The organism is Acetanaerobacterium elongatum (assembly GCF_900103835.1).
Lineage (GTDB): Bacteria > Bacillota > Clostridia > Oscillospirales > Ruminococcaceae > Acetanaerobacterium > Acetanaerobacterium elongatum.
Genome location: NZ_FNID01000043.1, coordinates 1 through 20399 on the forward strand (window position 1 = coordinate 1; position 20399 = coordinate 20399).

The window sequence follows — 20399 nt, forward strand, 5'->3', positions numbered from 1 at the left end:
AGAACAAGTATCTCGAGCTTAAAAAACGTCGCGGAGGAAAGAAAGCCGTTATTGCGATTGCAAGAAAACTCCTGACTGCTATTTGGCACATTCTCAGCAAGAATGAGGTCTACAGCGCCAAGCTCTACAGAAAGGCCGATAAGCCGCCTGCCGCTCGCGAACTGACCATGACTCAGGCTATTACATTCCTGCGCAGCAAAGGTTTCTTGATATTAGACGAGGAAAGCGGCGAGGTCCTGTAGCTGTTCAATCTGTTTTTTTGACCATTCTCGAATGGTCTGATTTGTTATGCCCTTTTGAGAGTGGCTTGCTTGTGATTTGTTTCAAACTAATATCACCTTTAGCATTAACTACGGTATTGGGGCCGCTTATTGACACTAAGCCGCATGTGGAAGCGTATCTACCTCCACCGCCACCTATACCTGCGGCATACATGCCACCGGTTGCGGTTACCTGCCCGCCGGTAATTGTAACATCACCGCACTGCGAATAATCCCCGCCTCCGGCACCGATACCTGCGCCTGCACTCCCTCCGGTTGCGATGATATTACCACCATTAATGACAATAGGATCAGTTGGCGATCGTCCATCCATTGCACCGCCTATGCCTGCAGCCTCTCTATTACCTATAGCATTTACCGTGCCGCCGTCAATGGTAATTTTGCCCGAATTGCTGTAATAATTGGCACCTATGCCTGCAGCGTTGTCACCACCAGTTGCCGTTATATTTCCGCCTGTAATATAAACCTCGCCAGTTTTTGAAGTTGGTCCGATCTTCTCTCCACCGCCTATGCCCGCTCCGTTTGGTCCACCTTTTGCCTCCACAATTCCGTTGCTAATTGCAACACTTACCGTTCCGGAGCTTGCCCCGATGCCCATGCCATTAGACCCGCCGTTTGCGTAAACTTCACCGCCGCTAATGGTAATGTTCCCGCCGTCACCCATTAAGCCACAGCCGATACCAGGCCCACTCGAGCCCCCCACAGCATGAATAATTCCCCCCTGAATAGTAATTGTGCCACAGCCTTTACAATATCCGCTGCCAATACCCGCACTGTATTTGCCGCCATTTGCATTGACCTCACCGCCTGTAATGGTTATGTTGCCACCGGTACCGCCATTTCCGCCTCCAATCCCTGCACCATTTGTTCCATTGGCATTAACCGTGCCCCCGTTGATGATAATATTACCGCTGTCATTATGGCGAATATCGCTATATTGTGAATTATCTGCTCCACCAATGCCTGCGCTCTTATCTCCTCCTGTTGCAGTCAATGTGCCAGTACTATCTGCGGAGATGGTTAACATTGCTCCTTGAGAAGCTTGTAAGCCGGCGCAATAGCTGCCGCTTTTTAGTATATTATCACCCTCTAGTGTGAGAATCACTGTCGCTCTTGTAATATCAAATGCGCATTTAAGCCATTGGGCACTAACATCAATATTTACGTTATTAAGTGTAATCATCGCCTCTATACTGTCAGCAACCTTAATCCGATTGGTTGTTGTAGTTCCACTGCCGGTAATAACATAATTACCATTTTCAATAATTGTCACGGTACCACCAGAATAGGTATAGCCTGTACCATTACCGGTGACGGTTTCGATATTAATTGTCACAGGATCAGAGGCGCCTGCACCAAACATCTTTATTGGCAAGCCAAGGGCCAGCATGCTAATTTCAGAGAAAACACCCTTTTCATCCTCCGCTACAAGGTAGAGCGTATAGGTCTTACTTAAATCAAATTCAGCTGTAATATGAACGTTGCTAGCTTCATTTGCATTCACCGACCCGCTACCCTTAGCAACAGCTTCACCTTGTGCCTTTATAACTTGTGCGTCAGGTGTGGCTGTTTCTTTCTCATAAACAAGATAGTAATACATACAAGCCTTGTTTACAGTAAAGTTAAGTGCAGCACCCCCGTCAGTAAGCTCTGCCGACACATTGGTGATAACCGGCACAGCGGATGTTTTACTGTTCAACGTGATAAACTGTACCGTAGAAATACCAGTAAGTATTTGATTCGCGTCATTGACATATGCAATGCTATACACAGTGTAGGCGGTTTCTGGTATAAGGTTCGTGATGGCAGCAACATTGCTTTCTGCAATATTTCCAGTATTTTTTATGGTATCTACATCAGGTTTGTCTTCAGATGTTTTTAGCACCAGATACTTTATTTTATACTCACCAGCATAACCAGTTACTTCAAAAGTTAGCTCAGCATCAATATCGGTGACATTACTTATACCAACAGAGAGCGCCGGCGCTGTACTGCCCGGTACGAGATCCTCTTCTGCAGCAAACACCGTTGCCGGTATTATAATCACCGTTAGTGCCAATGCCAGCATCATAGAAAAGATTGTTTTGAATCTAAACATTTTATTACTCCTCTCATCTATAAATATGTGATACCATGCATTCTATCTGCTTGGGCATTTTATAAGCCCATATTCACTAAGTATTTTTAAAAGTATATTCTGCTTTATGAACTTTGAACTTGTAATTAATCTGGGTTCGTATTATAATCAAAACACCTTACTAACCGTGGTATACTAACCTCGGTTAGTAACAAGAACATTATAAATCGTTTTTCTTAGTAAATCAATGTAGGAGTTAAAAATATATGAAAACTGAAAAGCACAATAAAAAAAAGGAACAGGGGGCTGAAACAAAAAAGAGACTATACGAAAGTGCCGAGCAGCTATTTATTAAATACAATTATACTGATGTAAGCGTTGAAGCCATTACAGAAGCTGCGGGAGTGACTAAAGGTACTTTCTATGTGCACTATGATTCGAAAGACGAATTATATATTTCTCTCTTTGCCGATTATGCATCAAGAATGGATGCAGAGTATAAAGCCTTTTTTAAAAATCTACCATCGGATATGTCAGCTTCTGACGTGCTGCTGGCTGTAGTGGAAAAAATAGTTGATGTGAATATATGCACAGTCGGCTATGACAGGATGAAAACCTTTTATACCTTACAGCTTACAAGGGTTGTCAGCACAGAATCCGTCAATGGATCCGACCGTGAATTATATACCATAATTGAAGAACTACTTGACCGAGGAATCAAGCGGGGAGAATTCAAAAAATCTCTGTCTTCGCATACCTTGACAAAACAAGTTGTAATGGCTATAAGAGGGCTTACCTATGAATGGTGTATTCGTTACCCCGACTTTAACTTTAAAGAGGAAATATTGCAGTATTTTAAGTTATTGTTAGATGGAATTAGAGCTTAGGCCTTGGTACTAAATTTACTTTCCCCACCTGGCATTACCCATGGTTATGCAAAACCATACGGCAGGGCGTTTTATCCCTGCCGTATCTTTAAAAAATCTAAAACCAAACATCAGTATTATTAGGCGCAAAATAACATGATATGATTGGGAAGCTTCATTTTTTAGTTATAATTCATGCTGACCATAAACATTGGAAAGTAAATCCGGTGGTCTCAAGAAACCGCTAAGACGGCTGCGATATTTTATATGTTTCATCACTGGCCGCAGTACAAATACCATTCAACGGCCCGACGAACTATAGTAACAAGTTGGGTTGGGCAGATACTACTCATTATTGTGAAAATATTGTATAATATTCTTACTTACCGGTGTAATAACTATAAAAAGGTGATAACGTGCACAATAAAAGAGCTGTTGTGAATACCGCCATGTTTTTGGTGCTTATACTGGTAGTCTTCCTGCTGTTTTCCCTCTTTTCGGGCCATATCAAACAGGAAACCCCGCATACAGAGCCGGGTTATGCCGACTTAACCGGCTTTGATTTTAGCAATAAGCTTGCATACCTGCTGCATACCAGCTTCTTATATTATAAGAACGCCTATTATACACCGGAAGATTTTAAAACCGGCAATGTCGCTCAGCAAGGCATAGACTTAACCGGTGTGGATGTCCGCTTTAACCCCGGGAGCTATGGTACCTACCGCATGGTATTAAAGCTGCCTATGAAAGAGAGTTATGGTATCAGCGCATACAGTGCCATGTATTCTCAGCGGCTGTATATTAACGGAAAAGAATATCCCAGCACCGGCATTCCGGGAACAACGACCGATACAACCATTCCAAAGTCAAATCATTACACAATCTATTTCACACCTGAACAGGAACAAACAGAAATCATTATACAATTTGCGAATTTTTGTCACGCTGATTATGGGGGCGTGCTGCCGCTTTATTTGGGTTCACAGCAGATGATTACCGCACGAGACGCCGTTGTTCAGCAGCGCATCCATATTTTCTTGGGATGTACCGTTACGTCTTTTCTGTTTTTTCTGGGGCTGTTTTTATTCTTCAGTAAACGCCGTGCCTTTCTATGGTTTTCTATTGCCTGTTTTACAATCGGGGTTCGTATTCTGGTTGTGGATGAAAAGGTTATCATGCTGCTGATTCCCAATCTGCCGTGGGAGCTTTCAATCGGCTTGGAGTATCTCTCGCTGATAGTACTGGTGCTAACCTTCCTCTTTTACATAAATAGTATGTTTACTGGTGCGCTTCACAAAACCACATTATGGGCGTTCGGAGTTGTATGCACGCTGTACGCTCTGGCAGTTCTGGTGCTCCCTGCCGTGATTTATACCGGATTTATGCTGTGGTTTCAGCTAATCGCTGCTCTGTTTGGGATATATGTTGCAGCTGCTTTAATCTATAATGTTGCCCGCAAGAAAGAGAATCGGCATACAGAGCACCTTTTGATTTTTACAGGAGTGCTTATCTTCATCACGCTCTCAATTCTGGATATTCAGCTTCACCGATCGGGCATGAACTTTCTGATGCTCGGGCTCTCTGAAACCGGCATGATCATCTTTATCTTTGTTAATATGCTGGCGCTCGTTCTGCAGTTTTCACGTACCGAAGCTGAATTGGACACAGCTCGCCGCAACGAGCTTCAGATGCAGGAGACCAACCGCCTGCTTGACCGGATGAGCCGGATGAAATCTGATTTTCTTGCCGATATCTCTCATGAAATGCGCACGCCGTTAACGGTTATAGCAAGCTATGCCGGCCTGACTACCCTGCAGATACGAAAAAATGCTGTAGATAAAAATACGCTTGATAACCTGGAGACGATTAAACGGGAAGCCATCCGTCTTGCCGGGTTGGTGGAGCAGTTAAAAGATGTTGCGATGGAAAAAGACAGGCAGTTGGTTCTTACCGGTGCCGATGCTGTTTCCCTGCTTCGTGAGGCAGCGGAATTCTGCTCGCCCATCTGCCTTAAAAACAACAATCGCATTACTGTAAACGCTAACAGCAGCTGTATCCCCTTGCGCGTTAATACCGACAGTATCTTTCAAACACTTATTAATCTCATCATCAATGCAAACCGCCATACAAAGGATGATATTATACAGCTAACAGCACAGATCCAACCCTTGTATGCAGTGATAACGGTGGCAGATAACGGCGACGGCATCGACCCTAAGCTGCTGCCGAAACTGTTTGAACGCGGTGTAAGCGGCGATGGCGGTACCGGCCTTGGCCTTGCAATCTGCAAAGAGGTAATTGAGGAGCATGGCGGGGAGATTATTGTTGACAGCACAAGAGATAAAGGTACTGCGTTCATTATAAAACTCCCCTACAAAAACGAATAGCCCATAGATAATTCAAGTGAGCAAGGGGTGAAGTTTATATGAAAAAAGCCGTTATATTAATCGTAGAGGATGATTACAATATCAGAACTGCCGGCCGGTTGGCTCTTGAATTGGAAGGCTACAGTATCCTTGAGGCTGAAACCCTTGCAAAAGGCCGCGCTGCCGCAGAGGCATTAAAGCCCGATTTGATTATACTCGATATCCTGCTCCCGGACGGGAACGGATTACAGTACTGCGAGGAGCTGCGCGGCAAGAACGATGTCCGCATTCTGTTTTTGAGCGCACTGAATACCAAGACAGATGTACTTGCCGGATTAAGAGCGGGAGGGGACGATTACATATCAAAGCCCTTTGACATGGATGAGCTGCTGCTGAGAGTTGAAGCCCTGCTGCGCCGCGGCCGTCTGATTGGAACAGAGGATCCGCCTCAAAAGCTATGTGGCTTGGAATTATATCCATGTTCAAGCCGTGCGATACTGAATGGTCAAGATCTGCTGCTTACACCCAAGGAGTTTGCTCTGATATCTATTTTGGTGCGGAATTGCGGCAGCAGCGTTACTGCTTCTGAACTGTATGAGAAGGTTTGGGGGATGGATATGATTGGCGATGCGCATACGGTAAAGGAGCACATATCACGCATCCGCAGTAAGCTGGGTATGAACAGCGATATTGTGATTGTATCTGAGCGGAGTAAGGGCTATCGTCTTGAAACCGCAAGCACTAAAATGGTTGCAAAAAGTTGACCATTCGATTGCTTTATACCTCCCGGCCTGCGTGTTATACTTTTACCAAAAGGTATTAAAAACGACTGATTGTGACAATCAGCCGTTTGGATTTGCATAGCATCATCATAGGGGGTACTTGCATGAAAAAACGCATTATAAAACCTGTCCTTTGCTTGCTGACGCTTCTTATGGCAATGGGGCTGTTACTGCCGGTATCAGCTGCCGGAGAGGAAGCGTTTTATATCGGCAATGCGATTCATTTTGCCAAAACGCAGGATACCTTGTATTATTCCGGCCATATATCCGATCAGCTGGATAACCTGACGATGGAAACCTGGGTAAAACCAACCACCGATTTCAGTAATATGGATATACCAAACATCAGGATTATGTACAATGGCAACAGTGGTAAATCAGGATATGGAATCTACCTGCACGGGCCTAATAAGAGCCCGTCTATCCTTTTCGGATGTATAGGATGGCTGGTGGCCAGCAATGTGAAGCTTACCCAAAACCAGTGGTGTCACCTTGCTGCCACAAGAGATAGCCTTGCAAGCGGCGGGACGTGGCACTTATATGTTAATGGCGTGGAGCAATCTCTTACCCAAGAAGGGGCAATCAAAAATCAAACCCCAATAGGATATACAAATACAGACGAAAGCTTTTCAATCGGCAATAATAATCTTGTTTCAGAAAATTTCACCGGATGTTTTGATGAGGTAAGATTTTGGAACGTTTGCAGAACCGCGGACGAGATAAAGAACAACATGTACACCAAGCCGGATACCGATGCTGAATCAAATCTGATTGCATACTATAACTTTGAAAGAACCACTGGTTTTACTGTTTCACCCAGCGGTGATAACACTGCGCTTAGCGGCATACCCGTTCCAAATATGGCTAAGAGCGGCGGATATAACCTGACAGCTGCCGGATTTTCATTAACCGGAAGTGTCTCCAACTTTGTAAACAGCGTTGCGCTGGGCTCTTTTGGCTTTCAAATTGCCAACGCTTCGGTAAAAGAAAACGCAGGGGCTATTGCTGCAACCGTTATTAGAACCGACGGAAGTGAAGGCTCTGTAACCATCCACTACCAAACACAGGATGGAACAGGCGGCAGCGCCGCTCTTAGTGGAACCCATTACACCGCTACCCAAGGTGCTATTACCTTTGGGGAGGGCGAAACCAGCAAGGTGATTACAGTTCCCATTATCAACGACAGTTTAGATGGTACTGACCGGCATTTTTCCATTATGCTAACCGGGCCCAACGGTGTTACTATAAACCCCGCCACAGCAACTGTAACAATTACACCTAAGGCAAAAATCAGCACTACTATAAACGGCATTACGCCGCCCGAAAAGGGTAGTACACCTGTTTTATCTTTGAATACCAACGAATATTCCGCATTGGTAGAGTGGTCTCCGAGCCACGCAGAATTCCAGTCCGGAACCCAATATACGGCGACGATTACGCTTACCCCACAGTCTGATTATACACTCAAAGGGATTCCGGACAATGCTTTTCAAATTACCGGGGCCTTAAACGCACAATATACTGCCGGCACCGGTAAGATTATTGCTAAATTTCCGGGCATACCCTATGATGCCCCCGCAGTTGGCGAAGGCTATTCCATTGACTATAAAAACGAAACAGTTAGCATATACAGCGGTTACGAGGCTAGCGAAGACAGCGAATTTAGCAGTTTGCTTACTTCCGGCTGTAGTATTACAAATAACTTGGGGCAACCCCTATATATACGAAAAGCCGCCGGCGGTGAAATACCGGCCAGCACCGGTACAAGCTTTGCCATCCCCGCACGCCCGGCTGCGCCTGTGAATATTGGTACGATTAACGAAAGCATCCTTGGTGCGGGCGACGGCAAAATAACGAATGTTGACAGCACGATGGAGTATAGGCAGGATGCTCAAACCGTTTGGGCAGCAATAACAGGAACAGAAATAACCAATCTGCCCGGCGGTATCTACCATGTGAGATATAAGTCTGATACCAATAAATTCGCTTCAGAAGCCACACAAATTGCGATCAATTCTAATGCCACCGTTGGGGAAAGCACTATCTTGGGTATAACACCCCCTGCGGCAGGCTTGGTACCCGCAGCTTCAGTTACCGAAACCGCCCAATATACCGGCACCGTAACATGGTCGCCGGACCACGCGGTATTCCAATCCGGCAACCAATATACGGCAACCATCACGCTTACCCCCAAGGCGGATTATACCTTCACCGGAGTACCGGAAAACTCGTTTACCGTTCCCGGCGCAATAGCGACTAACCCGGCGAATACCAGTATAATTACCGCAGTGTTCCCCAGTTTGCCTTTTGATGCCCCCGCGGACGGTGAGGGGTATAACATAGACTACATAAACGAGACGATTCTTTTAACAAACGGCTATCAGGCGGGCACCGACAGCGGCTTTACCAGCTTGATTTCCTCCGGAAGCGTTACAGGCTATCTGGGGCAAACCATATATATACGAAAATCCGCAGACGGAGAGATTCCTGCAAGCGCGGGAACAGGCTTTGCTATTCCCGCAAGACTTTCGGCTCCGGCCGGAATCGGTACCGCAAACGAGAGCTACCCCGACGCGGGGGACGGCAAGATTACCAACGTTGACAGCACGATGGAGTATAAGAAGGATGCTGAACCGACATGGACGGGTATTACAGGTTTTGAACTGACCGGCCTGACCGGCGGTACCTATTATATTAGGCTCAAGGCCGCCGATAAGGATATCGACCCCGCGGTTTCCGCTGAATCTTTTGCATCCTTGGCCGCTTCCATTACCGTTCAAACGACAGGTACCACACCCGAACCTGCACCCGCAGCAGACATTGACTATGAAACCGAGCAGCTAACCGGGCTTATTGCAAATGCAAAGTATCTTATTGATGGAGCCAGTTATACCGCGGATGCAAACGGAAAGATTGTTCTTTACGATCAATGGTTTGGCAACACTTCTTTATCCCTCGTAAGGCGCGGCAACGGAACAACCACAACAGACAGCACCGCCCAAAGTCTGCCTGTACCCGCAAGGCCTGCAACGGCGCCAACGGTGAATGGACACGCTCAAGTGGGTAGCGTAAAAGGGAAGATTACGGGCGTAACTACCGAAATGGAGTACAGCGACGGTTCGGGCTGGATAGCCTGTACCGGCGACAGCATCACCGAGCTTGCAGCCGGAACCTACCATGTTCGCTACCGGGCAAGTAACACTGCAAAGAAGTTTGCCAGTGCCGCGGCCGATGTTGTAATTACCAAAATCAGCGTAACTCAGGTACCTGGGGAGGTAACCGATCCAGGCAGCGTAGGTATAGAGCCAATCGGTGAAGCCTTCAGCGTCTCTGTTGAGGTTCGTATACAGAAATCATCCGTTACCGACGATGCGATACGCGATGCAATAAAAGCAAGCCCGGCATTAAGAGACAATAGCTTAAGTATGTTCTCTATTGACATAAGTATCTATGAAGAAGGGACAAATACCCGTGTGCAGCCCAATGAGGGAACATCGGTTAGGATTACCTACCCCATTCCTGCGGAGCTGCTGGCGGGCAAAAACAGGCTGATGGTTGTTTGTATTGAAAATGGCAAGCTGGTGATTCTGCCCACCAAGGTAGTAAAACGGGGAAACATTGAGTGCATTGAATTCACCGCAACCCATTTTTCTCCGTACGCCATCATCGACAATAGAGGGGCGTTGAGTTACAGCCCTTCTGAAACGATTACCTCTAATTTTCTTTCCAACAATCCAAAGCCTACGATACCCGAAACCGGCTTCGATACTTTGGATTGGATTATCTGGGGTGTGCTTGGTAATATGTCCGCACTTTTCTTTTAGTGCTTAACCGCAGCTTTAGCGAATAGGGGCAGGGCTCATACAGTAACCTGTTCGTATGATACGCAGTATTCAAGTATGGCTTAGCCTTACTTCCTAAATCAATGGTGCAATTCGGCATGGATGTTTATCGTAAGAATTTCTTAATGCTAATTCACTCCGTAAGTACCTTATCCGTTATGATAAGTACCTATGCCTCCTTGGTTTTCGGCGTGGTGTAGCAGTCAGGGCGAATACACCCATGCCAGCACCCCAAAATAAATAAAGCAGAAACTATCACTTGCTCTTACTTATTAAGCTCTTTTTAGGGCTTAATTTTTTGTGCTGCATCAGGTATAAAGATATTTGAAACCCCTTAACAATTATTGTGCGCTGTGCCTGCGGTTACTGCATATATAAATATCTTCCGCAAGCAATCATCTTGTGGTATAATAATCGCGCGTTTACAAAAAAGTACAATACGTTATCTTTTATCATTATCCCCCAACCGCATTATAAAGAGGTGAACTCTATTGGCAATTATAGAAGTATCCGGCTTAACTAAAACCTTTGAGTACTATAAAAAGCAGGAGGGGCTTTCCGCCTCACTGCGCGGGCTGATACACCGCGAAAAGCTTCTCAAAGAAGCCGTAAAGGGCATCGACTTTACTATCGAGCGCGGCGAGATGGTGGGCTTTTTAGGGCCGAACGGCGCGGGCAAAACCACAACGCTTAAAATGCTTTCGGGCATCCTCTTCCCCACCGGCGGAAAGGCCAGTGTAATGGGGTATGTGCCGTGGGAGCGCAAGAAGGCCTTTAAGATGCGGTTTGCCATTGTGATGGGGCAGAAAAGCCAGCTTTGGTGGGACCTGCCCGCGAGTGAGTCACTCGCCCTCAACCGCCATATCTACGAGCTGGACGAGGCAGCCTATCGCCGCAGTGTGGACGAGCTGACCGAGCTGCTGGATGTAAAAGACCTGCTGGGCGTTCAGGTGCGCAGACTTTCGCTGGGTGAGCGCATGAAGATGGAGCTGATTGCTTCCCTGCTGCACAAACCCGAGGTGATGTTCCTGGATGAGCCCACCATCGGGCTTGACCTGATTTCACAGCAGCGCATCCGTGACTTTTTGCGCTACTACAACACACAGACGCAAACCACCGTCATCCTTACCAGCCACTACACCAGTGATATTCAAGACCTCTGCAAGCGCACCATCGTCATTGGCGACGGCCAGCTGGTTTATGACGGGCCGCTGATGCAGATCAACAGCCTGTTCGGTGACCGCAAGCTGCTGAAAATAAGCTTATCCGAACCGATTGACTGCGAACAGCTTAACCGGTTCGGCACCGTGCGCAGCTGCGACAGCCTGCAGGCGGTGTTGGAGGTGGACCGCGGCTCTGTACGCGAAACAGCCTCTGAGGTGCTGGAAAAGCTGCCGGTGGTGGACTTTAACATTGAAGACATTCCGATAGAGGAAGGCATCACCCACCTCTATCAAAGAGGGCTTGACCATGCTCATACATAAATATCTGCGTGCTTATACCATCGGGCTTGTAAGCGCACTGGAATACCGGGCAAATTTCGCAATCGGCATGCTGAGTGCTGCCTTTCCGATACTGATACAGGTGTATATGTGGAACGCCATCTATGGCAGCAGCGAAACGATGTTTAACCGCAGCTACTGCCAGATGATCGCCTACACCGTTTTGGCTGCCATCACCAGCAGGCTGATACGCGCGGGCTTTGAGTACGAGATAAACGACGATATTAAAAACGGCGGCTTAAGCAAGTTTGTAATACGGCCGGTAGGGTACCTGCCCTACCGCATGAGCTGCTTTCTTGGGCAGAAAACCGGGCATCTGGTCGCGGGGCTGCTATTGCTTACGGCATCAATCGGTATAATCAGTATTATCTTTCATACCGCCGTGGTTAGCCTAACGGGCGTTGTTCTGTTTTTGCCCGCTATCGCGCTTGCTTTTATCTTGAATTTTATGATCTTCTTCTGTGTCGGCATGTGGGCATTCTGGCTTTCGGAGATCGGCTTTCTGTTTGAGGCGGTACGCATCGTGATTATTGTTCTGAGCGGCGGCATCTTCCCGCTGGATATCTTCGGCCCCACCATACAGAGGATACTCTCCTTCCTGCCGTTTTACTACACGGTAAACTTCCCCGTGGATGTACTGTGCGGAGTCATAGATACATCGGCGATACCGTTTGCCTTTGCGGTTCAGGCGGCATGGATTGTACTGCTCACCGGTTTTTCAGCGCTGTTGTGGAAATGCGGCTCCGGCAAATATCTTGCCGCGGGCGGTTAAAAGGATGGTAAGATGAAACAGATTTTAACAGCTATCAAAAAGCATCTCATCCTCTGGGGCATCCTGATGAAAAACAGCCTGATGAGCCAGTTGGAATATCGTGTGAACTTCTATACCGGCATGGCGATGGAGCTTGGGTATCTGCTGGCCAAAACCGTATATATCATCGTAATCTATAAAGCGGGCATTCCGATTAATGGCCTTTCGCCGGACGAGGTGCTGGTATTCTTCGGCACCTACATGATTGTTACCGCCTCTTATGCCGGCATTTACGCCAGCAACTTCTGGGGGATGAGCGATCAGGTTCGCAACGGTGATCTAGACCTATTGCTGGTAAAGCCGGTCTCCACACAGTTTATACTAACCCTAAAGCGCAGCGACCTCTCCTGCGTAATCATCGACGTCGGAACCGGCATCGCGGCGGTTGCCATCGGGTTAAGCAGACTGAAGCTTTCTGTGGGTATCCTGAGTATTCTGGGTTACATCGGCTATGTGCTTGCGGGCAGTGTGGTTGGGTACGCGCTGTTTCTGCTGCCGCAGCTGTTAACCTTCTGGTTTGTAAAAACCGAGGCGGTTTCGGCGCTGGTGGATTCTTTTTGGGATTTCAACAACATGCCTATGGGCATTTACAACAGGGCTATCCAGAGTGTGGGGGTATTCCTTATCCCGATTTTTGTGGTTACCAACTTCCCCGCACTGTTTATCCTTCGCAGGATGGAGCCGCTGTACGCTGTCTGGGGCATTCTCTGCCCGGTACTGTTACTTACACTGGCCTCGCTTGCGTTCCGCTTCTCACTCAAACGTTATGCCAGCGCAAGCAGCTGATAACGGTTAGTTTCATCACATAATGAGCCTATAAAAACACTAGAGGGGCGCTGTTCGCAGCGCCCCTCGATTATTCATGATGAAACATTAAGCCGGATTATGCCGCTTGCCTGAAAGCTCCTCAATCGTAATCCTGATAATCCTGGTTTCGTTAACATAACCGTGTATCATCTCTTCACGCCCCTTGGTAACCCCGGGGGATAAACGGTCGCACAGCAGCCCCAAAACGCGCAGTTTCTCGGTCTCCTCCTCTATCACAATTGCAGTGCCGGTTACCACAGCGCTCTCATACAGGGTGGTGAACCGATCTGCAAGTATTTCTGAACGGGTAGTAACCACAAAGGATACCTTATTATTCTGGGCGAGGTTATCAAGCTTTTTGCCGGTCACGGCACAGTGCAGGTAGATACAGCCTTCGGCTTCTGAATAACAGTAATTGATGGGTACGCCATAGGGCTGGCCGCCTGCCGAAGCGGTACAGAGTACGCCGAACTCTCCGGCCCTTAATATCTCTTTGGCTTCCTCCGCTGAGGTCAACCGTTGTTTTCTGGGCATTCGCATACCCCTTTCAGGCTTGGCTTTTATCTGACAATCACGCACAGTACAATATGCAAGAGGATACTTGGGTAGCAGTTCTTGCTCAAAATGCGCGCGATTCCCATAATCAGGCCCATAATCAGGCCCAGCATGGCGTTGGAAACCAAAAGCATAATAATACCCGCCGGCGTTGCGCCATTTGAGATGGTAAGCGCAAAGTCTATGTACCCAAGGTTCCAGATGGCATACATCGCCGCCGTAACCATACACACTGTCAGCTCCACCTTAAAATGGGGCTTTAGCTGGTTCCACGCATACCCGCGGAACAGAACTTCTTCAAATATCGGGGTTACAATGGCTGTATAGAGCAGCGAAAGCAGCGTGCTTGCTGAGAAATCACGCGCAAGCACCGGCACTGCCAGGATAAAGCCGCCCACAATCACGGTTGCGATAATGTAGAGGATACGGTCCTTACTGCTGGTGAACCTGGGTAAAACCGAAAGCGGTATTCCCCTTAATCTCGCCAGTGCAAACAGCACCGAGCCTACCGCTACCATCGCAAGCAGCCCTGTTACCGGCTGCATGACGGTGCCCTGTACCCCAAGCACGGCGGTACAGGCCATGGTTAGCGCCGCCCTCGCGGCCTGAACCAATATCAGTATCACTGTAACCTTCAACAACGCCGTAAGCGTTGTTTTGCTTAACTCCTTCATAGCATCCATGCCTTTCTGTCGTATGGTGTCATACAACCTGAAAGATATAAAACTTCAGGTATCCGGTTTCTGGAACGTTCCACAGGATAGGGTGATCAGGCGACTGATACCGCGCCTCTACCTGCCGCAAACCCACCCCGGCATCGGAAGCCGCACTGCCCAGCATATCGCAGAACATCTCGTCGGTCATAAAATGCGAGCAGGAGCAGGTGGCTAGGTAACCGCCCGGCGGCAATAGCTTCATGGCGCGAAGGTTAATCTCCTTATAGCCGCGCACGGCGTTTTCGGTAGTCTTGCGCGACTTGGTGAATGCCGGCGGGTCAAGGATAATCATATCATACACCCCCCTGGGGCCTTCGGTTAGCTGGGGCAGCAGGTCAAACACATTGGCGGCCTTACACTCCACCACGCCGTCCAAGCCGTTACGCTTGGCGTTGGCCTCGGCCATCTTTACCGCATCCTCCGAGATATCCACCGCCAGCACATGGGAAGCCCCGCCCTTTGCCGCATTCAGCGCAAACGAGCCGGTATGGGTAAAGCAATCCAGCACACGTCTGCCGCGGCTGATGCGCGCAACAGCCTGACGATTATATTTCTGGTCAAGAAAGAAACCGGTTTTTTGACCGTTTTCAAAATCAACCTGGTATTCAATCCCGTTCTCAACAATGGTGGTTTCGGTAAACGTGGGGGCTTTTAAATCCTTAAACGGGAAATAACCCTTGCCCTGCGTCATACCCTCCAGCTCGCGGATTGCCACGTCGTTGCGCTCATACAGCCCGTCAATCTGCTGGCCGTCCTCACGCAGAATCTTCAGCAGCAGCGAAAAGATCATCTCCTTGCGCTTTTCAATGCCAAGCGAGAGCGTCTGCGCCACCAATATATTCTCAAACCGGTCGACCGTTAGCCCCGGGAAGAAATCGGCCTCGCCGAAGATAATGCGGCAGCAGCCGATATCGCTGCCCATCACAGTTTTACGGTACTCCCACGCATGACGCAGGCGGCGCTCAAAGAACGCCTCGTCAAAGCTGTCGTTTGCGTTGCGGGAGATAATGCGTATCCTGATCTTGGAATTGTTATTAATAAAACCGGTGCCGAGGTACTTGCCCCGCGTGCTCAGCACATCCACGAGGTCGCCGTTGCCGTAATCCCCCACCTTGTTGAGCACCTCGGTGTCGTATACCCAGGGATGCCCCGCACGCAGGCTGGTTTCGGCCTTATAGGATACACTGACGGTTGCATTGCCTCGCTGCTTCACGAAATAATCATGTCCTTTCACCGATTCGATAGAGCTTTTTGTTATTTTTCCATTGTATTATATCAAAACTCCGGCTTGAATACCAGATTTATGAGAGTTGATTTATATAAAAAGTACAAATTTCTTTAAACGCTGCTGTTTTCCTTGCAAACAAACCATCTCTTCTTATATAATTTAAACAGGTTATTGTGCTGTTGTAAAGCATTAAAGCAACAAATGAGGAGGTTAAGTTGTATGAACGTTGATTCTGTACAGATTCTGATTGCAATGATTTTTTACATCCTGCTGGTTATCGGCATCGGTGTATACTTTGCAAAGCGCGCAAACGAGAATTCCGACAACTACTTTTTGGGGGGCAGAAGCTTGGGGCCGTGGGTGGCGGCAATGAGCGCCGAGGCCTCGGACATGAGCGGCTGGCTACTGATGGGCCTGCCCGGTGTGGCTTACTGGTGCGGTCTTTCCGACGCATTCTGGACAGCTATCGGCTTAGCCGTTGGTACATATTTAAACTGGCTGCTTATTGCTAAGCGGTTAAGGCACTATTCGGTTGTGGCGGGGAATTCCATTACCATTCCCGAATTCTTCAGCAACCGTTTTAAAGAGAATACTAAGATTATTCGCTTTATTGCTTCGGCTTTTATCCTTGTATTCTTTACGGTATACGCCGCAAGCTGCTTTGTAACCTGTGGCAAGCTGTTCTCGTCACTCTTTGGGTTGAACTACCAGCTGATGATGATTATCGGTGCGATCTTTGTAATAGTGTATACCTTTTTAGGCGGCTTTCTTGCCGAAAGCTCGTCAGACTTTATTCAGGGCATCGTGATGATTGTTGCATTGGTGCTGATACTCGCTACCGGTACCGCTGCTGCAGGCGGCCCAGAGGCAATTTTGAACAACATTAAGAACATTCCCGGCTTCTTCAGCTTCTTTGGCATCGCACAGCCCCAGCTGATAGACGGTGTTCAGCAGGTATCCTCCACCGGTGCCCCGCTGTTCGGCGAAGCCGGAAGCTACGGCTTTTTAACCATCATCTCCACCCTTTCATGGGGTCTTGGCTACTTTGGCATGCCGCAGGTACTGCTGCGCTTTATGGCAATCCGCCGTTCCTCCGAGCTAAAAAAGTCCAGAATCATTGCTACCGTATGGTGTGTAATCTCTCTTTTTGCCGCGGTTGCCGTTGGCATTATCGGCCGCGTATTATTCCCTAGCGAAGCCATGCTGCTTACCTCCAGCGGTGCAGAGAACGTGTTTATCGTGCTTTCCACCAACCTGCTGCCGCCGCTCATCGCGGGTGTGGTAATGTCGGGTATTCTGGCCGCTACCATGAGCTCCTCCGATTCCTACCTGCTCATTGCGTCTTCTGCCTTTGCAATGGATATCTTTAAGGGTATCTTCAAAAAGGACGCAAGCGATAAGCAGGTTATGCTTCTTTCGCGCGTTACACTGCTGCTCATTTCTTTGTTTGGCATTATTATCGCCCTTGATGAGAACAGTGTTATTTTTAAAGTGGTTTCTTTCGCGTGGGCAGGCTTCGGCGCCACCTTCGGCCCGCTGATGATCTTCTCGCTCTTTTGGAAACGTGTTACCCGCTCTGGTGCGATAGCAGGTATGCTGGCAGGCGGCGGTATGGTCTTTGTGTGGAAGCTGCTGATTAGGCCCCTCGGCGGTGTGTTTGGCATCTATGAGCTTCTGCCCGCATTCGTGATATCCTGCATCGCGATTGTTGTTGTATCGTTGCTAACCCGAAAACCGTCGGCAGAGATTGAAAATGAATTTGAAGCCGCAAAGGCAATGACAGAATAATTTTCTATTAAATTTGACATTACCTTCACTCCTCGTTATAATAAATGACAAATGACAATGGCGTCAAAGAAACGGCTGTATCCGGCCTTTCTTTGACGCCTTATTCTATTTGGGGATAAATTTATCGTGAAAGGAATGCAGCCGCTTGAGCATTTTTACAGCCACCCATAACAACACCTTAAAACACAGTCTCTGGCTCTGGTTTGTGGTTACCTTGATACTTACCGTTGCAGCCTTCCTGGCCGGCGGTGCATGGCTATTCTTCAGCCAAGGGATATCACCGCTTTCGGCTGCCATATTCGGAGGCTTGCTTGTATTATGGGCACTGGCCTATACGCTTGCTTACCGGCGCATCATCACCCCCCTTTACCGCGCCTATGGGCAGATTACCGCCTGCACAAACGAAATGGCTTTGGGTAACCTTGATGCTGCAGGAGATATCACCGGGCAGGAATACCTTACCGAGCTCTCGCAAAATATCTCATCACTGAGCAGCAGCTTAAACGATTATATCTACGAGATTTCCGCCGTTCTGTCTCACCTATCTGTCGGGGATATGGCGGTTAAGCTCAGTAAGTCACAGCAGTATTCCGGAGACTTCATGCCCATTAAAAACGCTCTCAAGCGCATTATCCTTTCGCTCAACGAAACCTTCACCGAAATCAGCCGGCTGGTGGATAAGCTCACCAAGGTTTCCAAGCAGCTTAAAAACAGCGCCGGTTCCCTCGCGCAGGGCTCTGCCGAACAGTTACAGGAGATTACCAATCTTTCAGAATTGGTAACCGGCATCAGCCATCATACCGCCGATAACGCCTCCAACGCACAGCTTGCGGCTAAGAGTGCCATGGAGGCAAAGGAGCGTGCCACCACCGGCAACGAATACATGAACCACCTGCTCGTCTCCATGGACGAAATCGGTGCGGCATCAAGCGATATCTCAACAATTATCAAGCTGATTGACAGTATTGCTTTTCAAACCAACGTGCTGGCGCTTAACGCCTCGGTAGAGGCCGCAAGGGCGGGCGCCGCCGGCAAGGGCTTTGCGGTGGTAGCCAACGAGGTTAAGCAGCTTGCCTTAAAGAGCGCCGACGCAGCCAAGCAAACCGAGGAGCTGATATATACCAGTATTCAAAAGGTTCAGGAGGGTGTAAAAACTGCGGAGCAGACCGCCGAGGTGTTTAAAGATATCCTCTCCTCCGTGAACATAACCGCCGAGCTCAGCGGCAAAATTGCCGGGCTCTCTCAGGCACAGGCACAGGATATCACCCGCACCACCGGCATTATATCGGGTATCGCCGGTGTGGTGGATACCAATACCGCCAACGCGCAGGAGGTAGCTGCGGTAAGCGAAGAACTCAATAATCAGGCAAAAAGTCTGAAAAGGCTGATGAAACGCTTCCAGCTCAAGGGAAGCCGCGACGCAAGCCTTGATACTGCCATTCAGGCAAAGCAGGCTTTATCGGCCCGTACCCTGATGCAGCGGCTAAAGGAGGCGCTTAGCGGCTGCAATGTCTCTGGTTATGACGCTTTGCTTAAAAACGCGGTAAACAGTGTGCCCAGCATCGAATGTCTCTACCTGATTGACGAGGAAGGCATTCAGGTAAGCAGCACCGTGATGAGCGATGCGGCCTCAAAGGACGTTTCGGAGGAATTCACCCCCGCCATGCCGGGGGACTGCCATGCAGCCAAGAAATATTTCACCAAGGCGTTAAAGCTCGGGGGCGAGGTTTACCAGTCGGAGGAATATATCTCAGGCGCAACCGGCGGGCTTTGCCGTACCTTTTCGGCACTGTGCACCACTGAGTGCGCCCGGCTGGTGGTGTGCATTGACACGATGTGCGGGATAGAGGTAAACTAGATAAAAGACAGCGTTTAACAGTTGTTTGATATCTTCCCTCGACTGTCGCTGCGTTTGACCGCGAGCCTTAGGCAAAACAATAAAAAGGGGTACAATCTGCATATGAATAATGACATAGTACTGAAAGAGGTTCCGCCGCTGCACAGCGACCTGATGAGCCTTATAGATAAACTGGATAACGAACTGCTGGAGCTCTGCCCGAGCGAGGGCATCTTCCGAGTGGATTTCAGCGACCCGAAGGTACACAGCATGCTGTTTGTTGTCGGGTATCAGGACGGCACCCCCGTGTGCTGCGGCGGTATTCGCCCATTGAACGATGAAACGGTGGAGCTTAAGCGATTCTTTGTAGAAAAGACGTGCCGCAAACAGGGGCTTGCCTCTAAGGTGCTTGCCTACCTCGAAACCAAGGCGAAGGAGAAGGGGCATTCGCTGCTGAAGCTGGAAACCGGCCCCGAACGTGCCGATGCCATAGGGTTTTATAAGAAATCGGGGTTTGTTGAGATTCCGCTGTTCGGAGAGTATATCGGCAGTAAATACAGCATCTGCTTTGAGAAGAGATTGTAAATCAAAACCACCAGTTAAACTGGTGGTATGCACCAGCCCTAAAAGGGCATATTACTGGCACAGCGTCTCAAGACGCACTGAATGGTTCCGCCAACCGCATTACTATTACGGGCAGCCGCTAAAGCGGCTGTTCGTTTTTCATGCCTTTGTTTCCTTGCTACCCGTGAACGGGTCTATGTATTCTTTGAATGATATTTGATCTGAAGCTATGTCTTCTTGTAATTGGTTTTTGATATATTCTTCAATTACTTTTGCATTTCTTCCTACTGTATCAACATAATATCCTCTGCACCAGAAATGCCTGTTCCCATACTTATACTTCAAATTTGCATGCCTATCAAATATCATTAAAGAAC

15 protein-coding genes and 1 pseudogene are annotated in these 20399 nt (G+C 48.3%); 11 read left to right on the forward strand and 5 right to left on the reverse strand.

Annotated elements, in window-relative coordinates; translation table 11 throughout:
* Nucleotides 1-242, forward strand: a pseudogene (locus BLR50_RS14530) (IS110 family RNA-guided transposase); the annotation flags it as partial.
* Between the two features lie 4 nt (nucleotides 243-246).
* Here the strand turns inward: BLR50_RS14530 and BLR50_RS12670 are convergent.
* Nucleotides 247-2379 (reverse strand): autotransporter outer membrane beta-barrel domain-containing protein, encoded by a 2133-nt coding sequence (locus tag BLR50_RS12670; RefSeq protein ID WP_092642995.1) that lies wholly within the window; start codon nucleotides 2377-2379, stop codon nucleotides 247-249.
* A gap of 245 nt (nucleotides 2380-2624) precedes the next feature.
* On the opposite strand from BLR50_RS12670, the gene BLR50_RS12675 reads away from it, so the two are divergent.
* The 7 genes from BLR50_RS12675 to BLR50_RS12705 all read left to right on the forward strand — a co-directional run bounded on the left by BLR50_RS12675 (nucleotide 2625) and on the right by BLR50_RS12705 (nucleotide 13313).
* A complete protein-coding gene (locus tag BLR50_RS12675; protein WP_092642998.1) occupies nucleotides 2625-3245 on the forward strand; it encodes a TetR/AcrR family transcriptional regulator in 621 nt (206 codons plus the stop codon).
* 395 nt (nucleotides 3246-3640) lie between these two features.
* Nucleotides 3641-5611, forward strand: a complete 1971-nt coding sequence (locus BLR50_RS12680) for a sensor histidine kinase (RefSeq protein WP_092643001.1) — start codon at nucleotides 3641-3643, stop codon at nucleotides 5609-5611.
* A 38-nt stretch (nucleotides 5612-5649) separates the two neighbouring features.
* The gene (locus tag BLR50_RS12685; protein ID WP_092643004.1) at nucleotides 5650-6354 is read left to right on the forward strand and encodes a response regulator transcription factor; all 705 of its coding nucleotides are present in this window, start codon (nucleotides 5650-5652) and stop codon (nucleotides 6352-6354) included.
* 122 nt (nucleotides 6355-6476) lie between these two features.
* Entirely contained in the window at nucleotides 6477-10196 is a 3720-nt protein-coding gene (locus tag BLR50_RS12690; protein ID WP_092643007.1) for a Calx-beta domain-containing protein, read from the forward strand.
* A gap of 509 nt (nucleotides 10197-10705) precedes the next feature.
* Nucleotides 10706-11698: an ABC transporter ATP-binding protein gene (locus BLR50_RS12695; RefSeq protein ID WP_092643010.1), complete on the forward strand. Its 993-nt coding sequence runs from the start codon at nucleotides 10706-10708 to the stop codon at nucleotides 11696-11698.
* Nucleotides 11685-12488: an ABC transporter permease gene (locus tag BLR50_RS12700; RefSeq protein ID WP_092643013.1), complete on the forward strand. Its 804-nt coding sequence runs from the start codon at nucleotides 11685-11687 to the stop codon at nucleotides 12486-12488. Before BLR50_RS12695 ends, BLR50_RS12700 begins: the two co-directional genes overlap by 14 nt.
* A 12-nt stretch (nucleotides 12489-12500) precedes the next feature.
* A complete protein-coding gene (locus BLR50_RS12705; protein ID WP_092643016.1) occupies nucleotides 12501-13313 on the forward strand; it encodes an ABC transporter permease in 813 nt (270 codons plus the stop codon).
* Between the two features lie 87 nt (nucleotides 13314-13400).
* Here BLR50_RS12705 and BLR50_RS12710 read toward each other — a convergent pair whose 3' ends face one another.
* From BLR50_RS12710 to BLR50_RS12720, 3 genes are read right to left on the reverse strand one after another with little or no spacing between them, the layout of a single operon-like run.
* Complete coding sequence (locus BLR50_RS12710; protein WP_162840438.1) at nucleotides 13401-13868, reverse strand: pyridoxamine 5'-phosphate oxidase family protein; 468 nt, start codon at nucleotides 13866-13868, stop codon at nucleotides 13401-13403.
* A gap of 26 nt (nucleotides 13869-13894) precedes the next feature.
* Nucleotides 13895-14563, reverse strand: a complete 669-nt coding sequence (locus tag BLR50_RS12715) for a CPBP family intramembrane glutamic endopeptidase (RefSeq protein ID WP_162840439.1) — start codon at nucleotides 14561-14563, stop codon at nucleotides 13895-13897.
* Between the two features lie 28 nt (nucleotides 14564-14591).
* Entirely contained in the window at nucleotides 14592-15818 is a 1227-nt protein-coding gene (locus BLR50_RS12720; protein ID WP_092643025.1) for a class I SAM-dependent rRNA methyltransferase, read from the reverse strand.
* Between the two features lie 234 nt (nucleotides 15819-16052).
* On the opposite strand from BLR50_RS12720, the gene putP reads away from it, so the two are divergent.
* The 3 genes from putP to BLR50_RS12735 all read left to right on the forward strand — a co-directional run bounded on the left by putP (nucleotide 16053) and on the right by BLR50_RS12735 (nucleotide 20043).
* Nucleotides 16053-17621 (forward strand): sodium/proline symporter PutP, encoded by a 1569-nt coding sequence (gene putP, locus BLR50_RS12725; RefSeq protein WP_092643029.1) that lies wholly within the window; start codon nucleotides 16053-16055, stop codon nucleotides 17619-17621.
* A gap of 145 nt (nucleotides 17622-17766) precedes the next feature.
* Entirely contained in the window at nucleotides 17767-19479 is a 1713-nt protein-coding gene (locus tag BLR50_RS12730) for a methyl-accepting chemotaxis protein (RefSeq protein WP_092643032.1), read from the forward strand.
* 102 nt (nucleotides 19480-19581) lie between these two features.
* Complete coding sequence (locus tag BLR50_RS12735; protein ID WP_092643035.1) at nucleotides 19582-20043, forward strand: GNAT family N-acetyltransferase; 462 nt, start codon at nucleotides 19582-19584, stop codon at nucleotides 20041-20043.
* Nucleotides 20044-20181: 138 nt separating this feature from the next.
* Here BLR50_RS12735 and BLR50_RS12740 read toward each other — a convergent pair.
* A partial coding sequence (locus tag BLR50_RS12740) for a transposase (RefSeq protein ID WP_205408648.1) occupies nucleotides 20182-20399 on the reverse strand: 218 nt, incomplete at its 5' end.

Bases quoted from the DNA above. Each gene is read 5' to 3' on its own strand.
- BLR50_RS12690 (WP_092643007.1), top strand. From the start codon at position 6,477: ATGAAAAAACGCATTATAAAACCTGTCCTTTGCTTGCTGACGCTTCTT.
- BLR50_RS12685 (WP_092643004.1), top strand. From the start codon at position 5,650: ATGAAAAAAGCCGTTATATTAATCGTAGAGGATGATTACAATATCAGA.
- BLR50_RS12670 (WP_092642995.1), bottom strand. From the start codon at position 2,379: ATGTTTAGATTCAAAACAATCTTTTCTATGATGCTGGCATTGGCACTA.
- putP (WP_092643029.1), top strand. From the start codon at position 16,053: ATGAACGTTGATTCTGTACAGATTCTGATTGCAATGATTTTTTACATC.
- BLR50_RS12715 (WP_162840439.1), bottom strand. From the start codon at position 14,563: ATGAAGGAGTTAAGCAAAACAACGCTTACGGCGTTGTTGAAGGTTACA.
- BLR50_RS12735 (WP_092643035.1), top strand. From the start codon at position 19,582: ATGAATAATGACATAGTACTGAAAGAGGTTCCGCCGCTGCACAGCGAC.
- BLR50_RS12675 (WP_092642998.1), top strand. From the start codon at position 2,625: ATGAAAACTGAAAAGCACAATAAAAAAAAGGAACAGGGGGCTGAAACA.
- BLR50_RS12710 (WP_162840438.1), bottom strand. From the start codon at position 13,868: ATGCCCAGAAAACAACGGTTGACCTCAGCGGAGGAAGCCAAAGAGATA.
- BLR50_RS12700 (WP_092643013.1), top strand. From the start codon at position 11,685: ATGCTCATACATAAATATCTGCGTGCTTATACCATCGGGCTTGTAAGC.
- BLR50_RS12705 (WP_092643016.1), top strand. From the start codon at position 12,501: ATGAAACAGATTTTAACAGCTATCAAAAAGCATCTCATCCTCTGGGGC.